The organism is Allocatenococcus thiocycli, assembly GCF_921292965.1.
Classification (GTDB): domain Bacteria; phylum Pseudomonadota; class Gammaproteobacteria; order Enterobacterales; family Vibrionaceae; genus Vibrio; species Vibrio natriegens.
The window spans coordinates 157819-175108 of the sequence record NZ_CAKLCK010000039.1 but is presented as its reverse complement, the minus strand read 5'-3'; the positions used below and the strand labels follow the sequence as shown (position 1 = coordinate 175108).

Sequence of the window (17290 nt, the reverse complement as noted above, 5' to 3'; positions counted from 1 at the left end):
CATCGTTTGTAAAGTGAAGTCATATCTAAACATGACTGATGACTTTCACTTATCAACTTTGAATTTTAAATGAGGATACGTATGACTCACCCTTCTTACTGGTTTAAGCAAGCGCTCGAAATCGAAAACCCTCAACCTGCTATTGCACTAGCTGACGATCTTGAAACTGATGTACTCATCGTTGGAGGGGGCTTTACTGGGATGTGGACAGCGATAATGCTTAAGGAGCAAGCTCCGGAAAAACGCATTACTATTATCGATAAAGGTCTCTGCGGGAGTGGGGCTTCTGGAGCGAACGGCGGGTGCATGCTGACCTGGTCAACCAAATACCCAACCCTAAAGCGTCTTTTTGGCGAACAACACGCCACCTGGCTGGTAAAAGAGTCAGAGCGAGTCGTGCTTGAAATTGACGAGTTTTGCCGACGTTATGCGATTGATGCTCAGTTGTCGTTAAAAGGTGTGTATTACACCGCGACTAACTCAGCACAAGCTGGTGGAATGAAGCCAGTAGTGGATGAATTAACGCGTCTTGGAGTAAATAGCTGGCGAAAGTGCAATGAGGATGAACTGCAAGCGAACACTGGCTCCTCGGCTCATCTCGAAGGGTATCACTCACCTGTTGCTGCGAGCGTACAGCCAGCATTGCTTGCCAGAGGGCTGCGTCGGGTGGCGATAGACATGGGGATAAAAATTTACGAAAACACACCGATGGTTCAACTGGAATATGGTCAGCCGGCGACCATTCGCACGCCACATGCAACCATCAAAGCTAAGCAGGTAGTGTTGGCGCTTAATGCTTGGATGGTTGAACAGTTTAAACAGTTCAGGAACAGTATCGTTGTGGTCTCCTCTGATATGGTCATCACGAAGCCGTTGGGTGATGAGCTATCTCAAAGTGGATGGAGAGCAGGTTCCAGCGTTTTGGATTCTCGTATTTTTGTTCATTATTATCGAGATACACCGGATGGCCGTCTGATGCTTGGAAAAGGGGGCAACCAGTTCTCCTTTAACAACCGAGTCGACACCATGTTTGGTAAGCCAACTCAGTATCAAAATCTGCTTAGAAAGTCGTTTGATAAGCTCTTTCCTGATTTGAAAGCGAGCGATTTTGACTATTCCTGGACGGGGGGCTCAGACCGTTCCACTACGGGTTTTCCGTTTTTTGGCCAACTGGATAACCAGACTAATATTTTTTATGGATTTGGTTACTCTGGAAATGGTGTGGCGCAAACCCGGATGGGAGGCAAAATTCTCTCGTCTTTGGTGCTTGGGTTAGATAACGACTGGGCTCGCAGTGGTTTGGCTAAAGGTCCGTTGGGCCACTTCCCTCCAGAGCCACTTCGCTGGATTGGAGCCATGACTGTTCGTAATGCCGTTCGCCGAAAAGAAGCAGCAGAAGATAACGAAGAGAAAGTTAGAGTTTGGGATAAATGGCTGGCAAAACTCGCAGGACCAGCAGGCAAAGCCGATAAGCTCGACTAAACTGATGACTTCAGCCACAAACAATAAACTTTGAAGTGAAAATAATAGGGGACACTTTAGCCCTGTGTTAGCCTCTGTCTTTCAAGCTCAGATTCAAAAGGTGAGTAATAGAATGAAAATATTCAGCAACTTCGATAGCGGTAGCATTCACGTAGTGAAAGCGGATGATAAAAACGACATCCAACTTAAAATCCCCAACGATAACATGTCGGAATTCTACCAATGGTTCCACTTCCGTTTAGAGACTGAAGCTGAACAGTCACATACCATTAAGTTGTTAGACTTGGCGAAATCTGCTTACCCAGAAGGATGGCAAGGCTACGATGTCGTGGCATCTTATGATCGTGAAGAGTGGTTCCGTGTACCTGCGGACTTTGATGGCGATACGCTCACATTTACGGTTATTCCAGAACGTGGCTCAATCTACTTTGCTTATTTCGCGCCTTACACTTACGACCGTCATCTTGATTTATTACACATGGCACAAAGCGCACATCATTGTCAGCTGGAGACTCTAGGTCACACGGTGGATGGCAATGACATGAGCCTGCTGACTTTTGGCGAGCCAGACGAGGGCAAAAAGAAAATTTGGATGATCGCACGTCAGCATCCAGGCGAAACGATGGCAGAGTGGTTCATGGAAGGCATGATTCAGCGTTTGCTGGATGACAACGATACAGTCGCGCGAGCTCTTCTCGAGAAGGCGGTTCTTTACGTTGTACCAAACATGAATCCTGATGGCGGTATTCGTGGCCATCTGCGTACGAATGCGGTCGGTGTAAACCTAAACCGTGAGTGGCAAACTCCTTCAATGGAAAAGAGCCCAGAAGTCTTTTTGGTCCGCCAGCGAATGCTGGAAACTGGTGTCGATATGTTCCTGGACATTCATGGAGACGAAGCACTGCCATACAACTTTGTCGCGGGTTCTGAAGGCATTCCATCTTATGATGAAAGTTTGGCGGCTCTGGAGCATTCGTTTAAGCAAGCGCTGCTCACTATCACGCCAGAGTTTCAAGATGAAGTGGGTTACGATAAAGACGAACCTGGTAAAGCAAACTTAACAGTTGGATCAAATTGGGTTGCAGAGCAATTTAAATGTTTGTCTTACACCATAGAGATGCCATTTAAAGACAACAATAACCACCCTGATCCTCTGTATGGATGGTCACCTGAACGTAGTGTGCTATTTGGCCAAGATGTGTTGGCAGCAACGTTAGCGGTTGTGGACAATATTCAATTGGTTTAGTTCCCTAAAATCAATCGAACACATAAGCAGTTCATCCTAGATGAGCTGCTTTTTTGTTTGAATCTACTTGTCAATTGGTAAATATGTCCATTCGATCAATGCCTTATAAATAGAATCTTAATAATAAGAAATTTACAAATTAATGTGAATTTTGTCACACATTTAAGGAAAAGACATGATATTCTGCGCACCGAGTTGATTATGGCTATATCAATGCAGGTGCATTATTTTTGCTCATGCAAGTGGTTAGAACACATGCGTGAATATGAATGATGACATGTTTTTGGCATTGGTGATGAACACCACATTTACTTTATTCCGGTGTTATTTAGCTAGGTTGTCTCAAATAATAAAGAGAACGTTGCTGCCTCATATTGATAACGCACTCCTTCGCGTTTGATGTGTGGCTCGGTATACAAAAAATAGGAAAAAAGAATGAAAAAAATTGCTTTTGCAGTGGCTACTGTACTTGCTGGTGGTGTTATCTCTAACGTTGCGCTTGCAGACACTTACATCGGCGGTAAGCTAGGTTACAACGCTCTTAACGACGCGTGTTACCTGGATACCTCATGTGATGATGATAGCTTTGCAGCGTCAATGCATCTTGGCTACAGCTTCAATGACTACATTGATGCAGAGTACGGTGTTGATTACTTAGGTGATTTCAAAGCAAACTTCAACAAAGCAGGCAAAAACACCGTTGATGGCGAGCTTTGGGCATTGACTCTAGCGCCTAAATTCAACCTTCCGCTGACGGATTCTTGGAACCTGTTTGCGAAAGTAGGTGCTGCATACATGATGGCTGGTGACGAAAAAGACTTCGTTCCTACAGGCTCTCTAGGTGCTGAATACCAAATCAACTACAACTGGAGCCTACGTGCTGAATACCAACGTTACCAAGATATGTCTGACGACATCATTGATGACATGGATGCAGACTACTACGGTATTGGTTTTAACTACAAATTCGGTTCTGAGCCAGTGGTTCAGGAAGAAGTGGTAGAAACTCGTCCGGCAACAAACATTGTTGAGCATGTATACCCAGCACAAACTACAACAGTACAATTTGGTCTTGAAAGTGCAGAAGTGAAAGATACTTCAGCATTATCTGAGACAATTAATGTAATGAACACTTACCCACAAGCTCAAGTAGAGATTACGGGTTACAGTGATACAACAGGTACTGCTGAGTACAACCAACAGCTTACAGAAAAACGTGCTCAAGCGGTTGCTAATGAGTTCCAAGCTCAGGGCATTACTGCAGAACGTATGACTGTGAAAGGCATGGGTGAAGCAAACCCAGTTGCTAGCAACGATACACGTCCTGGTCGTGAAATGAACCGTCGTGTAGAAGTCGTTGTTCCAGAATTTAAATACGAAACGACTGAACAAGCAGAATAATTTGCTGTTTTAGTCAACGTATCTTCAAAGCCAGCGCAAGTCGCTGGCTTTTTTGATTCTGGAAGTAGCAACTGGATAAAATAGCAACCCTTTCATCAAATTGTCATCGTTGTTTCATAGCATCTTTCACTCAGCGTAATTGGAGAATGCTATGCAAAACCTGCCGCCGCTCAATTCCCTTAAAGCATTCGAAGCAACGGCGAGGCAATTGAGTTTTACTAAAGCTGCACAAGAGCTGAGCGTTACCCGAGCCGCGGTCAGCCAACAGATAAAATCTCTGGAGCTTCTGCTTAATGCGACGTTATTCGAGCGTAAAGGATCTCAATTGGTACTTACACAAGCCGCAAAAGAGTATCTCCCTGTGGTAAGTCATGTTTTTCAAACGCTTTCTGTGACGACTCAGCATTTGTTTTCTCGTCAGAACACCGCGCAGCTTAACTTACATGTCGCTCATAGCTTTTGTTCACAATGGTTAATTCCAAGGTTGGCTGACTTTCATCGTCAGCACCCCGAAGTGTCTCTAAAAATATCGACAACAGCCAATATTGTGCCTAACGCCAGTGCTGTTTCTGATGTTGAGATCATTAATGGTTATGGAGATTGGCTGTCGCAGGACTCGATTCAACTGACAGAAGAATATTGGATTGTTGTTGCGAGCCCGGGTTTCTTGCACCTGAACCCAATTGTCGAGCTAGCTGATCTTGCGAAGGCGTCTAAAATTTCCACCAGTGGTTATCATGAGTCGTGGCAAGTTTGGATGAAATATCAAGGTCACCAAGTAAAGTTCACTAAGCCCGTTGCAGAGTTTGAGCACTCACTGCTTGCGATTCAGGCGGCGATTAATCACTTCGGTGTGCTTTTGGTCAGAGACTTTCTGGTCGAGGATGAGCTCGCTCAAGGTACATTAATACAGATAGGCTCCTGGAGCATGCCTAGCGAAGGTGCTCATCGGATGATTGTCAGAGAGGAAGACAAACCACATGTACAGGCCTTTACCCAGTGGTTACGTAAAAGTATCTAACCAGTATTCGGGAAACGGGAACGGATTAATTGTCCTATCCAAGGTTTTTACTAGATATCTAAATAGAAAAATACCGCGATTAACGCGGTATTTTTTGTTTCTGCTTAAGCTGCGACACTGCGCTTATTCACATGGTGGTGCCATATGGATTACCGCTAAACCACCCAAAGAAGTCTCGCGATATTTCTTGTTCATGTCCTTGCCCGTTTGGTACATGGTTTCGATAACTTTATCCAGAGAAATTAGGCACTTGCTTGTTCTCTTTAATGCCATTCGGGATGCGTTAATCGCTTTCATTGCACCCATTGCATTTCGTTCAATACAAGGTACCTGAACCAGCCCACCAATAGGGTCGCAAGTCATGCCGAGAGAGTGTTCCATTGCAATCTCTGCAGCAATACAAATTTGTTCGTTGCTACCGCCTCGCAGAGCCGTTAAGCCTGCTGCTGCCATAGACGAAGAGACACCTACTTCACCCTGACAACCTACTTCGGCACCGGAAATAGAAGCATTGGTTTTGTACAAAATGCCAATTGCACCTGCGACGGCGAGGAAGTCCTTGAGCTGTTTTATGTCTAGCTCTTTGATAAAGCGGTGGTAATACATTAACACGGCAGGAATAACGCCCGCTGCGCCGTTCGTAGGAGAAGTGACGACTTGTCCACCTGCGGCATTTTCTTCACTCACTGCGAAAGCAAACAAGTTAATCCAGTCCATGATCTCCATTGGATCATTTTCAACCGCTGCGTTTGCTTCCAGTTTCTTCAATAGGTTCGGAGCTCGACGTGTGACATTGAGTCCGCCTTCCAGAATACCTTCAGTATCAAAACCACGCTGCATACACAGAGACATCACTTTCCAGATCTGTTCCGCTCTTTGGTTGACCTCTTCTTCGTCACGAAACGCCAGTTCATTCTGAAGAATCATTCCACCTAAACTAAAGCCGTTTGCTTCCGCTTTCTCGAGCATCTCATCGGCTGATTTAAATGGGAATGGGACTTCAACCTCAGCTTGCTGCGCACCATTTTCCAGCTCGTCTGCGGTTGCAATAAACCCACCACCAATGGAGTAATAAATCTCGAACGCAAGTTGTTCGCCAGATTCATCTAATGCAGTGATTGTCATGCCATTTTCATGCAAAGGGAGGTTTTCGCTATGAAATACGATGTCATGATCGTAGCTAAAGGTAATTTCGCGAGTTCCGGCTAGCAATAAAGTATTGGTTTCGATGGTATGTTGAAGTGCGCTTTTCGCACTGGTCATTTTGATGTTATCGGGTTTATTACCCATTAAGCCCAGTACAGTGGCTCTGTCAGTATGGTGACCTCTGCCGGTTAGTGATAACGAACCATACAAGTCTACTTGAACCCTATGCACTTTCGCCATAGAGTCTTGAAGTAACTGAGTAAAGTTGAACCCGGCGAGCATTGGACCGTTAGTGTGGGAACTTGAAGGTCCGACACCAACTTTAAAAATATCGAAAATCGACAGCATTATTGACTTCCTTTAGCAGTGGACCTTTCATAGGTCTCTAGAGTATGACTGTTAATCGGATGTTAATCCCTAGGAGGTAGTTGGCAAAGAAGATTTTTATATTATTGCCAACTCAGGCGCTAAGCAGCCGAGAAATTAATAGAGATCGTAGTATGAAATTAGACAATGTGGTTATTGTTCTCGGTAAGCGTCTCGTCAAGAACAAACTAAGCCCGGAAGGGATTGCAAGAGTGCAAGCGCTCGTCAGTTCCCTTGGCTCATTGTCTTTAGAAAATACGGCAATCTTATTTTGTGGCGGCAAAACTCAAGGGCAAGATATCGCAGAGGCGGATGCGATGTTCAGCTATTTCCAGACACTCAATCATTCACTCTCACAGCCATTCCCGAAAAGTCAGATTCTAATTGAAAATCGTTCTTTAAATACCTTTCAGAACATGAGGTATGCGGCGGAAGAGTTGTGTCATAGCGGCTTATTTCAGACTGCTGAGTATCATCAATTCCCGATTAAAGTGACCCTTGTTTCTAACGACTATCATCTGGAACGAATTATAGAAATTCAAACCTTAATGGATGAACAGGGGCTATTGAGGGTGCTTAAAACACAGAGTGCTTCAATGGGGATGGAGCTTAGTATTGCTTTAGATATTGATCAGCATATTAGCGTGCCATACCCGCATCATGGAGCATCAGCTCAAGCGTTTTTACTGCTTGATGAGCTGACAACCTACCGAGTTTATTTAGAAGGCGCGATTCGCGGAGTGTTTAGCCAAGGCTTAGCTGCTGTAAGAGCGAAGCCGTTGCATATTGCTCAAACCGCGATAGAAAAACTAGAGATGCTCCCTCTAGACCATGAATCCTTGCAGAATATTCAGGAAATAAAAAAGGCCGTCGCAATGACAGCCTTTGATGATAATTTAAACGTGGTTCAGCAAGCTTTAGATATCATACACCCGCTCTTAACCGCAATGAACCGGACTATCGATCCTGAGTCTGCGCTTTAATTTCACCACGGGTGCGGAATGCGCTCAGGGCAATCAAGCTGTAGCACAGTAGCTCAATCCCTTCTTCGGAGATATTTTTCACGTCGCGGACGTAGCTTTCATCCATCACATGGCACCAAAAACTGCCCATTCCGTAAAGACGTGAAAAAACAAGCAATAGTACAACTGAGCCGATTAATAGCTTCATGTGTGGGTTTTTTAGGATTCTCGCCATCTCATTCACGCTGCCTTTGCCGCCTTGATAGGCTTTCGCACAGGCTAAAGCAGTAACAGTTAGCGCAGGAAATACCCAAGAACCGTGATGGATCATATCCATCCAGTAATCCATTTCACGAATCATGAGTACAGCAAAAAAGCCAGAAATCAGGATTGCAGCGTGTTTCAACTCAGGAGTATGTTTCGATAAGCTGAAAAATGACCATGATGCAATTGCCAGCATGACTAACTGAAGTGATTCCGTAATCGATAACTCGCCCAGACTTGAATTTAATACAACGTAATCGAGGCGAATACTTAGATTAACAACAATGCTGATTGCAACAATCATCAATGCACTCAAGCATGCGCGATAAATGGTGCGCTTTGATTCATCAGTGATGACGTTGGTTTGTATTGCTTCGGTCTCTTTAACTATTTGTGCTTTCATTTTGACCACCCACTCCAGAAATGTGGAAAAACCGTGAATTTATGTGATATTTGTCTCGAATTTTATTGTCCGGTTGGAAAGTTATGTCATGAGATTGTCAGGAATGTCAGAGGGTCCGTACAAAATGGACAAACTAGTTTCAGTAGCACAAATAAAAAAGGAGCCATGTGGCTCCTTATTACTGAATTTCGTTTACGATAAACTCGTTGAAGGTTAGTAGTCCTCACCCTCTTGATGATTTTCCCGATAATATTCCCATTGTTCAGCGCGTTCATCATCTGAAAAGACACAATAGGTTACACGTTCACCGTTCTCTGTAACGGTGTCCAGTTCTCCACCTTGTTGAACACAATATACAGATGCCGGATTTGCTACGGATGTGTATTCAGTCGAGCGTGTTGCGTTATCGTAAGTAGAACAACCAGCGAGCCCAGCAGCTACTGCCATAGTTATTAGTAAACTTGTCTTATTCATTATTGATCTCCGCATGGGATGGACGAGTATTGTATTGATTATAGGCAACTTTCGTCGGTTCATGTCCTAACGATGTTAAAAGTATGAAGGCGAGGCAGGTTGAGAGATTCAAATAAGATCTCGATCTACTTCCCCAGGTTATGATGAACTTTAAATTAGAGTCAGATAGACGCTCGGAATTGTAACTTGGGAAAGTAAGACAATTTAGGTAGTATGCGCGCAAAAGCATTCACTACGGAATCCTCAATGAGACACTTAAAATCAACGGTTCATCCAGATATTGATCATCTCGACGATAAAATCATTTTTAAGCGTAATGCTGCACGGGCCATCGTGCTTGATGGTGAGAATGTATTACTGCTCTACACGGAGCGCTACCATGATTACACTTTACCTGGTGGTGGAATTGATGATGGTGAAGATATCATTGCCGGATTGGTTCGAGAGTTAGAGGAAGAAACTGGGGCAAATAACATACACAGCATTAAGCCATTTGGTCTTTTTGAAGAGTTTCGGCCTTGGTACAAAGATGACGCCGATGTGATGCATATGATCTCTTACTGCTATACCTGTAAAATTGATCGTGAGTTAGGCGAGACGGCTTATGAGGATTACGAGGTTAAGAACGGTATGCGTCCTGTGTGGATGAACATCCATGAGGCGATTGCACACAACGAGCAAACGATGGCTGAGAGCCCGAAAAAGGGCATGAGTATTGAGAGGGAAACCTTTTTACTGCAACTGATCGCCAAAGAGCTGGTTTAACGATCCATACGCTTGCGCAGCGCAATGTCGGTGCGACTTTATAACGTTAGCCCAATAAAAAAGTCCGAGCTCCCCCCCGGAACTCGGACCTATTCCAGACGCGCAAGCGAAGCGTCATCTCGATGTTCGAATCTGTTATCGCGTTAGAACTTGTTATCGCGGTAATAGAACAATAGCCGTTTTATATTTGATGTGTAAATGGTTATTTAGTCGAACGGCTTTTTTTAATCACTGATGAGAAGTATATCCATCCAATTACAGCTGTAATTTGGGTAACTATCAGTAAACCACTGCTCTTTCTTATCTTTGAGATACAATACCTTAACTTTGGTAAACACGCTTGCATCAAGATCACGAGTTATTAATTTAGCCCCTCTAGGTTTTATAATTTTAACTTTTCCCTGACATTTCTCAGGGCGTAATTTTTAGTTCAGGTTAATCCATGAAGTAAGTCGGCTTAAGTCGTTTAATCGCTGAGAACGTTGATATGTCTCTTGGGAAAATACAAAAAGAGATTCCGGACGGCTTGTTTTTAGCACGTCGGGAATCTCGGATTTGAATCAAGTTTTGGAAGGTTCCGAGACGGAACGGTGAAATTTCTGGAACAACCACCCAAGCGTAATTAAAGATGCGCCCAAGCCCAGGAAGCTAATAGCACGCCAGAAGCCATCCAGAGAACGTACATCCCACAGGAACACTTTTAACGCAACGCAAGCCAGGATGATGAGACCAATACGTTGCATGTTCATTGATTTTCGAATCACACCAGCCCATGTTAGTAATCCTCCAACAAGCAATCCTGCGACCGAATAACTGAATAACTCAGCCATGCTGGTCGATTGATATAAAGTCATAGAATTTGTTTGCCAGAACTGTCGGATAGACATACCCAGCCAGATAGCTGCAAGTGTAAACCCGATTCCTGAGATAACATGACGGTGAATTCGTAATGTGTTCCACTTCCTAAATACCGCAGCAGTTAGAATACATGCTGGTAGCAGCCAGCCTAAACTCAACATATTGAAAAGAGGAATGGCTTGAGCAGATACGTTATCAACGTTTAATGGCGATTCAATCGTATTGAGTAACAAAGTCATTAAAGCAAATATGCTCCAAAGCAAGTAACTGTATGCTTGGTAGACGTAAGTGAGTTGCTGTGCGAACTGGCTGCGGTAACTGTATACGAAGCCCATGACTAAAGCCTGGTTCGCGAAGACAATGGCACTGGTAAAGTCGATGTGTCCAAGGTAGCCATATTGTCCCGTTAACCAGTAGTTTGTTTGTGTGAACAACGCGATTAAAAAGACGTGCAGAAATGCACCTTCAAACCAATTGGCGAGATCAACGTCTGCTTTGGTTAGCACGGATCGAGCATACGCAAGAATAACGAGTGCAGGTAGATAACTGAGTAGTACCCACGCCCAGTGCCCTGTTTCAACTGGCTGCCACTGAGGAATAAATGGCAGAAGCGTCAGGCGAACAACCAAAGCACCCATCATTATTTTGACTGCCCAACTGGCAGGGCGAAAATAACCTGCCTGTATTTGTAATGCCATCACAGCCACTTGTGCCGAAATCGCAGTAGTTAGCCACGTATCGCTAAGCCAAACAAAGGAACAGCCAGCAACGATAGCATGAACGACTGCGGAACATTCGTAGGCGAGTCGTGTTAAACGCATGCCCAAATAAACGTAGCAGACTGCAACTAAAGCCGTAAAGAACGTCCAATACCAGGCATAGCTGTACATAAACTCGTGTGCATAAAACAGAACGATTAGCGTCATTGAAGGTGCAAGGGCGAGCAACAAGACACTGGTTATGGAAGAGCGATCATTGAGCCCTTGTATATAGTTCCTTAGTGCAATAAACATGATACTCAATGCTAATGCGAGCAGAATACTGCTCTCATTCTGTGACATGTAGAGCGTGTCAAATGCGACCGAAACAACCAATATAGCGGTTGCTGATACCAGAACCGAAGGCAGGAAAACTCGCGTTGACCAACCCTTACGTAACGCGGGTAGCCAGATAGCTGCAACAAGTAAAATATAGCAATACGCCATTTGAAAGACGTTAAGTTCGGGCATTCTTGTTATTGCAGAAAAGGTCAGCAATACGATTGCAAGAGACGTGATGACAGGAGGGTTTGTCCATTTATTCTGGCAATGGCGATAACGAGGGTTGAGTGTCCACCCTAATCTTGGCAAGGCATAAACCAGATACAACGTGAGCGACAAGTAAATATAAGACCAGGAGAATAAACTCTCTGTCGGAATACTTTCTATCAGAATGAGCATCCAAAGCGCATGCGGTATGGTACTACTCGGTGAGATCCAAGCCCTGCGTACCTTCTGCATAAGCAAAGTGGCCGCAATGGAGATTGCGCTGATGTAACCCGCCAACAGGAAATAATCAGGTTCAGCGCCGCTTATCCATAAGGGCGCAGTGTAGCCGCCGATTAATCCCAACACGGCCATTAATGGCCCCTGCCTTAATGACAAAGCAAGGCTGGAAAATGCGGCGACAGCTAAGATCAACAATGAGATGCTTGGTGTCAGCATCTGGTAGACAACAAACGCAAAAATAACCGTACAGTAAACGCCGGTCAGGCCAGTTCCAGTAATGGCGGCTGGCACATAAGTGAACCCTTGTGCTCGTTGTGCTCGTTCTGGATCGCGCTGTTCTTTTCGGTGAAACCACTCGCCCGCAGCGATCATGGCAAAAGATAAGGTGAATGCAAAAGCGATACGTACGAAGGGTGAAAACTCAATATGGCTGCCAATCACTTGCACCAAGTAGCCGCCACCAATAAGCATCGCCAACGCTCCCACCCAGACGAGCCAGTTTTCTTGGAGGCTGGAGAGTAACTTTTCGGTTTTGTTTTCCCAATGACTGTTGTCGTTCTCGGCGAAGCTCGCAATCTGAATATCTGCCTGAGCAGTCTGCTGCGCGAAGAGCGGCACGGTTGATGACTCTAGAGCATCATCAGGCTCTGCTTTAGGTTGCGAAGGACCTGCGTCGTGAACATTCGTTTGGCTTGAAGTCGTAGTAGTGGGTTCAGAAGCAGGAGAGGAAGGTGATTCACTTGTTTCTGGCTGGCTTTGCTGATCTAACCATCGTGAACGGAAATCCGACAGCTCTTTGCGGAGCTGCGTTATTTCGTCTTCCAGGTTTGAAATTCGTTTTACTGCTTTCAATGTAATCAGTAAGGCGAAAAACGCCATAATCACCGCGAATAAAGTCAACAAGTGCTTTTCTCCCTATCCTGGTCTTTTCAACGGCCTCATGAGGATTCTTAACTTTGAGCACCCAAGTTAAAGCTTAGTTCACGGTCTATACCTGTGAGCGTTGGGATGCTAGGTTCCGCCTAAAATTTTTAGAAACGCTAAAAGAACATTCTACATGTCGAATGTGAGTAGGTAAGTCTCCTTAACGGGAAATGCAGTAAATTCTTAGACTTGCGCGATGATTTGGGGCTTATGTTTCTCTTTTTGGTAATTTTTCGTGCGTTGAACGGTGGAGTAAACGTGAACTCAACTATATTAGTAATTTCAAGCAATAAGATTGTCTCTTGCGTGTTTACGCTAAAACAACGATAAGAATAGGTGACATAGATGCAAGTTGGTAATGAAGCTCTGGTGCTATCAGCGGTTGGGGTGATTGGTTTAGGGTGTCAGTGGTTAGCTTGGCGACTTCGTTTGCCAGCGATACTGTTTTTGCTGTTGGCTGGCCTTGTTGTCGGGCCATTAATGCAGTGGCTGAAACCGGATGAAATATTAGGAAACTTACTCTTTCCGTTGGTCTCGCTGGCAGTGGCCGTTATTCTGTTTGAAGGAAGCCTAACGCTAAATTTTAAAGAGATTCGCGGAGTGAGTGGCTCAGTGTGGAGTATTGTCTCTTTTGGCGCGATTATCTCTTGGGCCGTGACGAGTGTGGCAACACATTATTTCTTGGGTTTTTCATGGGAGCTGGCAATGTTGTTTGGCAGCTTAACCGTCGTAACGGGGCCTACCGTGATTGTGCCGTTGCTGAGAACTGTGAGACCAAACAGCACTCTGGCTAATATTCTGCGTTGGGAAGGGATTCTGATTGATCCGCTTGGTGCGCTATTTGTGGTCATGGTTTACGAGTTCATCGTGTCACACAGCGCGGTAAATAGCGTCGAAGTCTTTGCCAAGATCATCGCCGTTGGTGTCATTCTTGGCGTTGCATCTGGCGCGGCGGTGTCCGCAGCGTTGCGTCGGGCATGGTTACCAGAATATTTACAGCCGTTTGCCGTTTTGATGGTGGTACTTGGCGTCTTCTCGGTTTCCAATCATTTAGAATCTGAAGCAGGGCTGCTTACTGTCACTGTTATGGGGATGTGGCTCGCCAATGCAAAAGAGATCAACATTCAGCAGATATTGCACTTCAAAGAGCACTTGACCATTTTGCTTATTACCGGCTTGTTTATCTTTTTAGCCGCTCGCATAAGCTTGGATGACTTTACTGCTCTGGGATCTGGCGCCTTGATGCTATTTGTCTTCATGCAGTTGGTCTCGCGTCCGTTATCAATATTCCTCGCTACGATACGCAGTAATTTAGGTCTCAAGGAAAAACTGTTTCTGTCATGGGTTGCACCGCGCGGTATTGTTGCGGCCTCTATTTCGTCTCTTTTTGCTATTAAGCTAATCGAATACGGCGTCAGTGGTGCTAGCCTGCTTGTACCAATGACCTTCATGGTAATTATTGGAACCGTTGTGCTACAAAGTGCGACGGCTCGCCCTGTCGCGGTTGCCTTAGGGGTCGCAGAGCCTGCACCGAGAGGTTTCTTATTGATTGGTGCGAACCGAGTTGCCAGAGAAATAGGTCAGGCATTAGCGCGTTATGACAGGCGTGTTCTCATGACGGACTCAAACTGGGAATACATCAGTCAAGTTCGCATGCTCGGTTTGGATTATTACTATGGGAACCCGATATCCAGCCACGCAGACGATAACCTCAACTTAATTGGTATTGGCCAGGTTGTCGCCCTGACGCCGGATCAACATTTCAACATTATGGCTTGCATGCAGTTTGTCGATGAGTTCGGCGAAGATAAAGTGCATTGTCTGCAAAAAACCAAAACAAACGGTAATGGCAGTGAAAAGCACACCGTCGCACAGGAATATCATGGCAGGCTGCTGATGGGCGGGAATGTCAGTTACAGCCAACTGGCGAGTTTATTGAGTCGTGGAGCGGAAATAAAACATACTAAGCTCAGTGACAGTTTCACCTATCAGGATTATTTGGCGCATCACAATAGCAATTTGCTCATTCCACTGTTTCATGTGGAAGAAAAGGGCAGAATTCACTTCTGTGATGATCCCGAACAGTTTGCTCCAAATACGACCAGTACGGTGGTGTCTTTGATTATGCCTGAAAGCAATCAACAGCCGTTATAGAATCTATTGAGTTGGCATCTTGCCGGTTTTTTATCCAAGCTTATAAAAGCTGCTAGCCTCACATGCGCTAAACTTGTGAGGTAAAAAGCAAAGTAAATCAATGGTGTTGGCAGGTTTAAAGGAAGTGCGGCGGATATTTCAGAAATTTCGCATTGACGTTACTGATAAGGATCGCAATACTGCGCGACTGTTTTACTTTAGGGTGACATTATGGCTCCGCAAACTAATCGAAAAGATTTACACCTAGACGCTGTTTTACATCATGACATGAGCATGAAGCATAAAACGGCGGGCTTCGAGTCTGTCGAATTTGAGCACTGTGCGCTGCCAGAATGTGACTTTAACGCCATCGACTTGTCTACCGAGTTCTTAGGTCGAAGGCTGGCTCTGCCATTTTTAATCAGTTCGATGACAGGTGGAGCCAAAGACGCGGAAGCAATCAATTGCCGTTTGGCTGAAGCGGCAAGTGAATTAGGTATTGCGATGGGAGTCGGCTCTCAACGCATTAGTCTGGAACAGAGTCTGAACTCAGGTTTAGGCCGAACGATTCGGGACCTGGCTAAAGGTGTGCCGTTGTATTCCAACTTAGGTGCGGCTCAACTGCGTGATAAAGAAAATTTGGACAATGCTCAACGAGCCGTAGACGCTATTCAAGCCGATGCTCTCATCGTACATGTGAACCCGATGCAAGAAGCTTTTCAGGCAAATGGCGACCACAACTGGATTGGTGTGATTCATGCGATTGAAAAACTGGAATCACGAGTGGATGTTCCGATCATCGTCAAAGAAGTCGGGTTTGGTATTAGCGGCTCTATGGCTGAAAAACTGGTCGACGCAGGTGTTAAAGCCATTGACGTGGCGGGAGCTGGCGGCACTAGCTGGAGTGCGGTCGAAGGTTTTTGTCAGGAGAATGCCCGTATGAAGCGTGCAGCGGAGCTGTTTCGTGACTGGGGAATACCAACGGCTACCTGCCTTGAACAAATTCGCGCTCAGTACCCTGCGTTACCTTTAATCGCATCTGGCGGTGTTCACAACGGGTTAGAAGCTGCCAAAGCGATCCACTTGGGCGCCAACTTGGTTGGCCAGGCGGGTGCTGTGCTGAAAGCCGCGACAATAAGTACTCAAAACGTTGTCGAACATTTCGAACAAATGGCACTGGAATTACGTTTGGCGTGTTTCGGTACCGGATCGGCGAATCTATTTTCTTTGCCTACAGCGAAGCGTTTATAGTCGCAGGACGATGTGTGCGCTAGTCCAATGATTTTAGATAAATTGTCGATGTCTTAACACGTAGACTGATAATTTAGTTATAGTTTATACAAAAGTCGCTTCAAGATGTTGTGTTCGACAGTCATGTTTGATTGCCTCATCTGGGCGTTACTTGTCTAGAACATTCTTTGACACTGGAACCTAAATCTTATGAAAAAATTGGTAATGTTACTGTTGGCGTCTGCGGCTTTAACTGCTTGTAGTGACGAAGTCGGCACCGAGAGTTGGTGTAACGACATGCGAGACAAACCAAAAACTGAGTGGACAACAGAAAGTGCCATGGATTTTGCTAAGCATTGCGTCCTTCAAGATGGCGTGGGCAGTGAACAGTGGTGTAAGGACCTGAAAGAGAAGCCAAAAGGCGACTGGACTGCGAATGAAGCGTCTAGCTACACTAAACACTGTATTTTCTAATTGAGCTGAAACGCTCAATGTTTATCTCCCAAAGCCAAGCTCACTGCTTGGCTTTCTTATATCAGCAAGCTTTTATTACCTTTTCATTTCATTTTTGAAAACCTGCATTTCCCTTCTTTTATTTGTCTTATACCAATGGCATGTTTATCTCTAAATCAAGCTTATGTACTCACGACTAAGAAAGGGACGTTCATGAAACTACTTAAAGGCTCATGCTTGTGTGGCAAAGTAAAATTAGAAGTGGCGGATGAATTCAAATACATGGGAAATTGCCATTGCTCTGAATGCCGGAAGTTTACGGGCTCTGACTATTCTTCGGCTGGTGGCGTTGCGCTGGATAAACTGCTGATAACGGAAGGTCAAGACAACATTCAAGCCTATAAAAAGAGTGAAAATACCGAGCTGTGCTTTTGCCGTCATTGTGGTTCGAGTTTGTATTCGAAAAAGAATAACGGGATCGTAAACATTCGTCTGGGCGTTTTGGATGATGCGCCTTCACACAAGCCAAGCTTTCACATTTTTGTTGGCTCAAAAGCGCCGTGGTTAGAGATAACCGACAACCTGACTCAGTTTGAGGCGGGACCAAAGTTTTAGGCCAAATCCTTCACTATCGTTAGGCGAATACCAGCGCCTCGAGCATTAAACCTAAGTGTG

The 17290-nt window shown here is 45.0% G+C and carries 14 protein-coding genes; 10 read left to right on the top strand and 4 right to left on the bottom strand.

From position 1 onward, the window contains the following. The first annotated feature begins 81 nt into the window (after window positions 1-81). From L9Q40_RS16120 to L9Q40_RS16105, 4 genes are all read left to right on the top strand, one after another. On the top strand, window positions 82-1482 hold the full coding sequence (locus L9Q40_RS16120) for an FAD-dependent oxidoreductase (RefSeq protein ID WP_498793931.1): 1401 nt from the start codon (window positions 82-84) through the stop codon (window positions 1480-1482). Between the two features lie 112 nt (window positions 1483-1594). Next, on the top strand, window positions 1595-2728 hold the full coding sequence (locus L9Q40_RS16115; protein ID WP_498793930.1) for a M14 family metallopeptidase: 1134 nt from the start codon (window positions 1595-1597) through the stop codon (window positions 2726-2728). Between the two features lie 435 nt (window positions 2729-3163). Further along, window positions 3164-4129 (top strand): OmpA family protein, encoded by a 966-nt coding sequence (locus L9Q40_RS16110; RefSeq protein WP_014233587.1) that lies wholly within the window; start codon window positions 3164-3166, stop codon window positions 4127-4129. Between the two features lie 151 nt (window positions 4130-4280). Then, a complete protein-coding gene (locus tag L9Q40_RS16105) occupies window positions 4281-5150 on the top strand; it encodes a LysR substrate-binding domain-containing protein (protein ID WP_498793928.1) in 870 nt (289 codons plus the stop codon). Between the two features lie 123 nt (window positions 5151-5273). Here L9Q40_RS16105 and L9Q40_RS16100 read toward each other — a convergent pair whose 3' ends face one another. After that, complete coding sequence (locus L9Q40_RS16100) at window positions 5274-6644, bottom strand: L-serine ammonia-lyase (protein ID WP_014233589.1); 1371 nt, start codon at window positions 6642-6644, stop codon at window positions 5274-5276. A gap of 152 nt (window positions 6645-6796) precedes the next feature. On the opposite strand from L9Q40_RS16100, the gene L9Q40_RS16095 reads away from it, so the two are divergent. Continuing rightward, window positions 6797-7645 carry a YdcF family protein gene (locus tag L9Q40_RS16095; protein WP_498793926.1) on the top strand — a complete coding sequence of 283 codons (849 nt, stop codon included), beginning with the start codon at window positions 6797-6799 and terminating at the stop codon, window positions 7643-7645. Here the strand turns inward: L9Q40_RS16095 and L9Q40_RS16090 are convergent. Together L9Q40_RS16090 and L9Q40_RS16085 are read right to left on the bottom strand one after the other, a co-directional pair. Beyond that, window positions 7620-8291: a hypothetical protein gene (locus tag L9Q40_RS16090; protein WP_498793925.1), complete on the bottom strand. Its 672-nt coding sequence runs from the start codon at window positions 8289-8291 to the stop codon at window positions 7620-7622. The genes L9Q40_RS16095 and L9Q40_RS16090 overlap by 26 nt on opposite strands. 213 nt (window positions 8292-8504) lie before the next feature. Then, window positions 8505-8765 carry a putative hemolysin gene (locus L9Q40_RS16085; protein ID WP_014233592.1) on the bottom strand — a complete coding sequence of 87 codons (261 nt, stop codon included), beginning with the start codon at window positions 8763-8765 and terminating at the stop codon, window positions 8505-8507. 246 nt (window positions 8766-9011) lie between these two features. On the opposite strand from L9Q40_RS16085, the gene L9Q40_RS16080 reads away from it, so the two are divergent. Next, window positions 9012-9530, top strand: a complete 519-nt coding sequence (locus L9Q40_RS16080; RefSeq protein WP_118120721.1) for an NUDIX domain-containing protein — start codon at window positions 9012-9014, stop codon at window positions 9528-9530. Between the two features lie 560 nt (window positions 9531-10090). Here the strand turns inward: L9Q40_RS16080 and L9Q40_RS16075 are convergent. Beyond that, complete coding sequence (locus tag L9Q40_RS16075; protein WP_498793924.1) at window positions 10091-12778, bottom strand: DUF2339 domain-containing protein; 2688 nt, start codon at window positions 12776-12778, stop codon at window positions 10091-10093. A gap of 366 nt (window positions 12779-13144) precedes the next feature. Here L9Q40_RS16075 and L9Q40_RS16070 point away from each other — a divergent pair, with 366 nt between their 5' ends. From L9Q40_RS16070 to L9Q40_RS16055, 4 genes are all read left to right on the top strand, one after another. Continuing rightward, window positions 13145-14953: a cation:proton antiporter gene (locus L9Q40_RS16070; protein ID WP_014233595.1), complete on the top strand. Its 1809-nt coding sequence runs from the start codon at window positions 13145-13147 to the stop codon at window positions 14951-14953. Window positions 14954-15163: 210 nt separating this feature from the next. Then, window positions 15164-16183, top strand: a complete 1020-nt coding sequence (gene fni / locus L9Q40_RS16065) for a type 2 isopentenyl-diphosphate Delta-isomerase (protein WP_065297896.1) — start codon at window positions 15164-15166, stop codon at window positions 16181-16183. A gap of 189 nt (window positions 16184-16372) precedes the next feature. Next, complete coding sequence (locus L9Q40_RS16060; RefSeq protein ID WP_014233597.1) at window positions 16373-16636, top strand: DUF3012 domain-containing protein; 264 nt, start codon at window positions 16373-16375, stop codon at window positions 16634-16636. 192 nt (window positions 16637-16828) lie between these two features. Then, window positions 16829-17230: a GFA family protein gene (locus L9Q40_RS16055; RefSeq protein ID WP_020334386.1), complete on the top strand. Its 402-nt coding sequence runs from the start codon at window positions 16829-16831 to the stop codon at window positions 17228-17230. The last annotated feature ends 60 nt before the right edge of the window (window positions 17231-17290 follow it).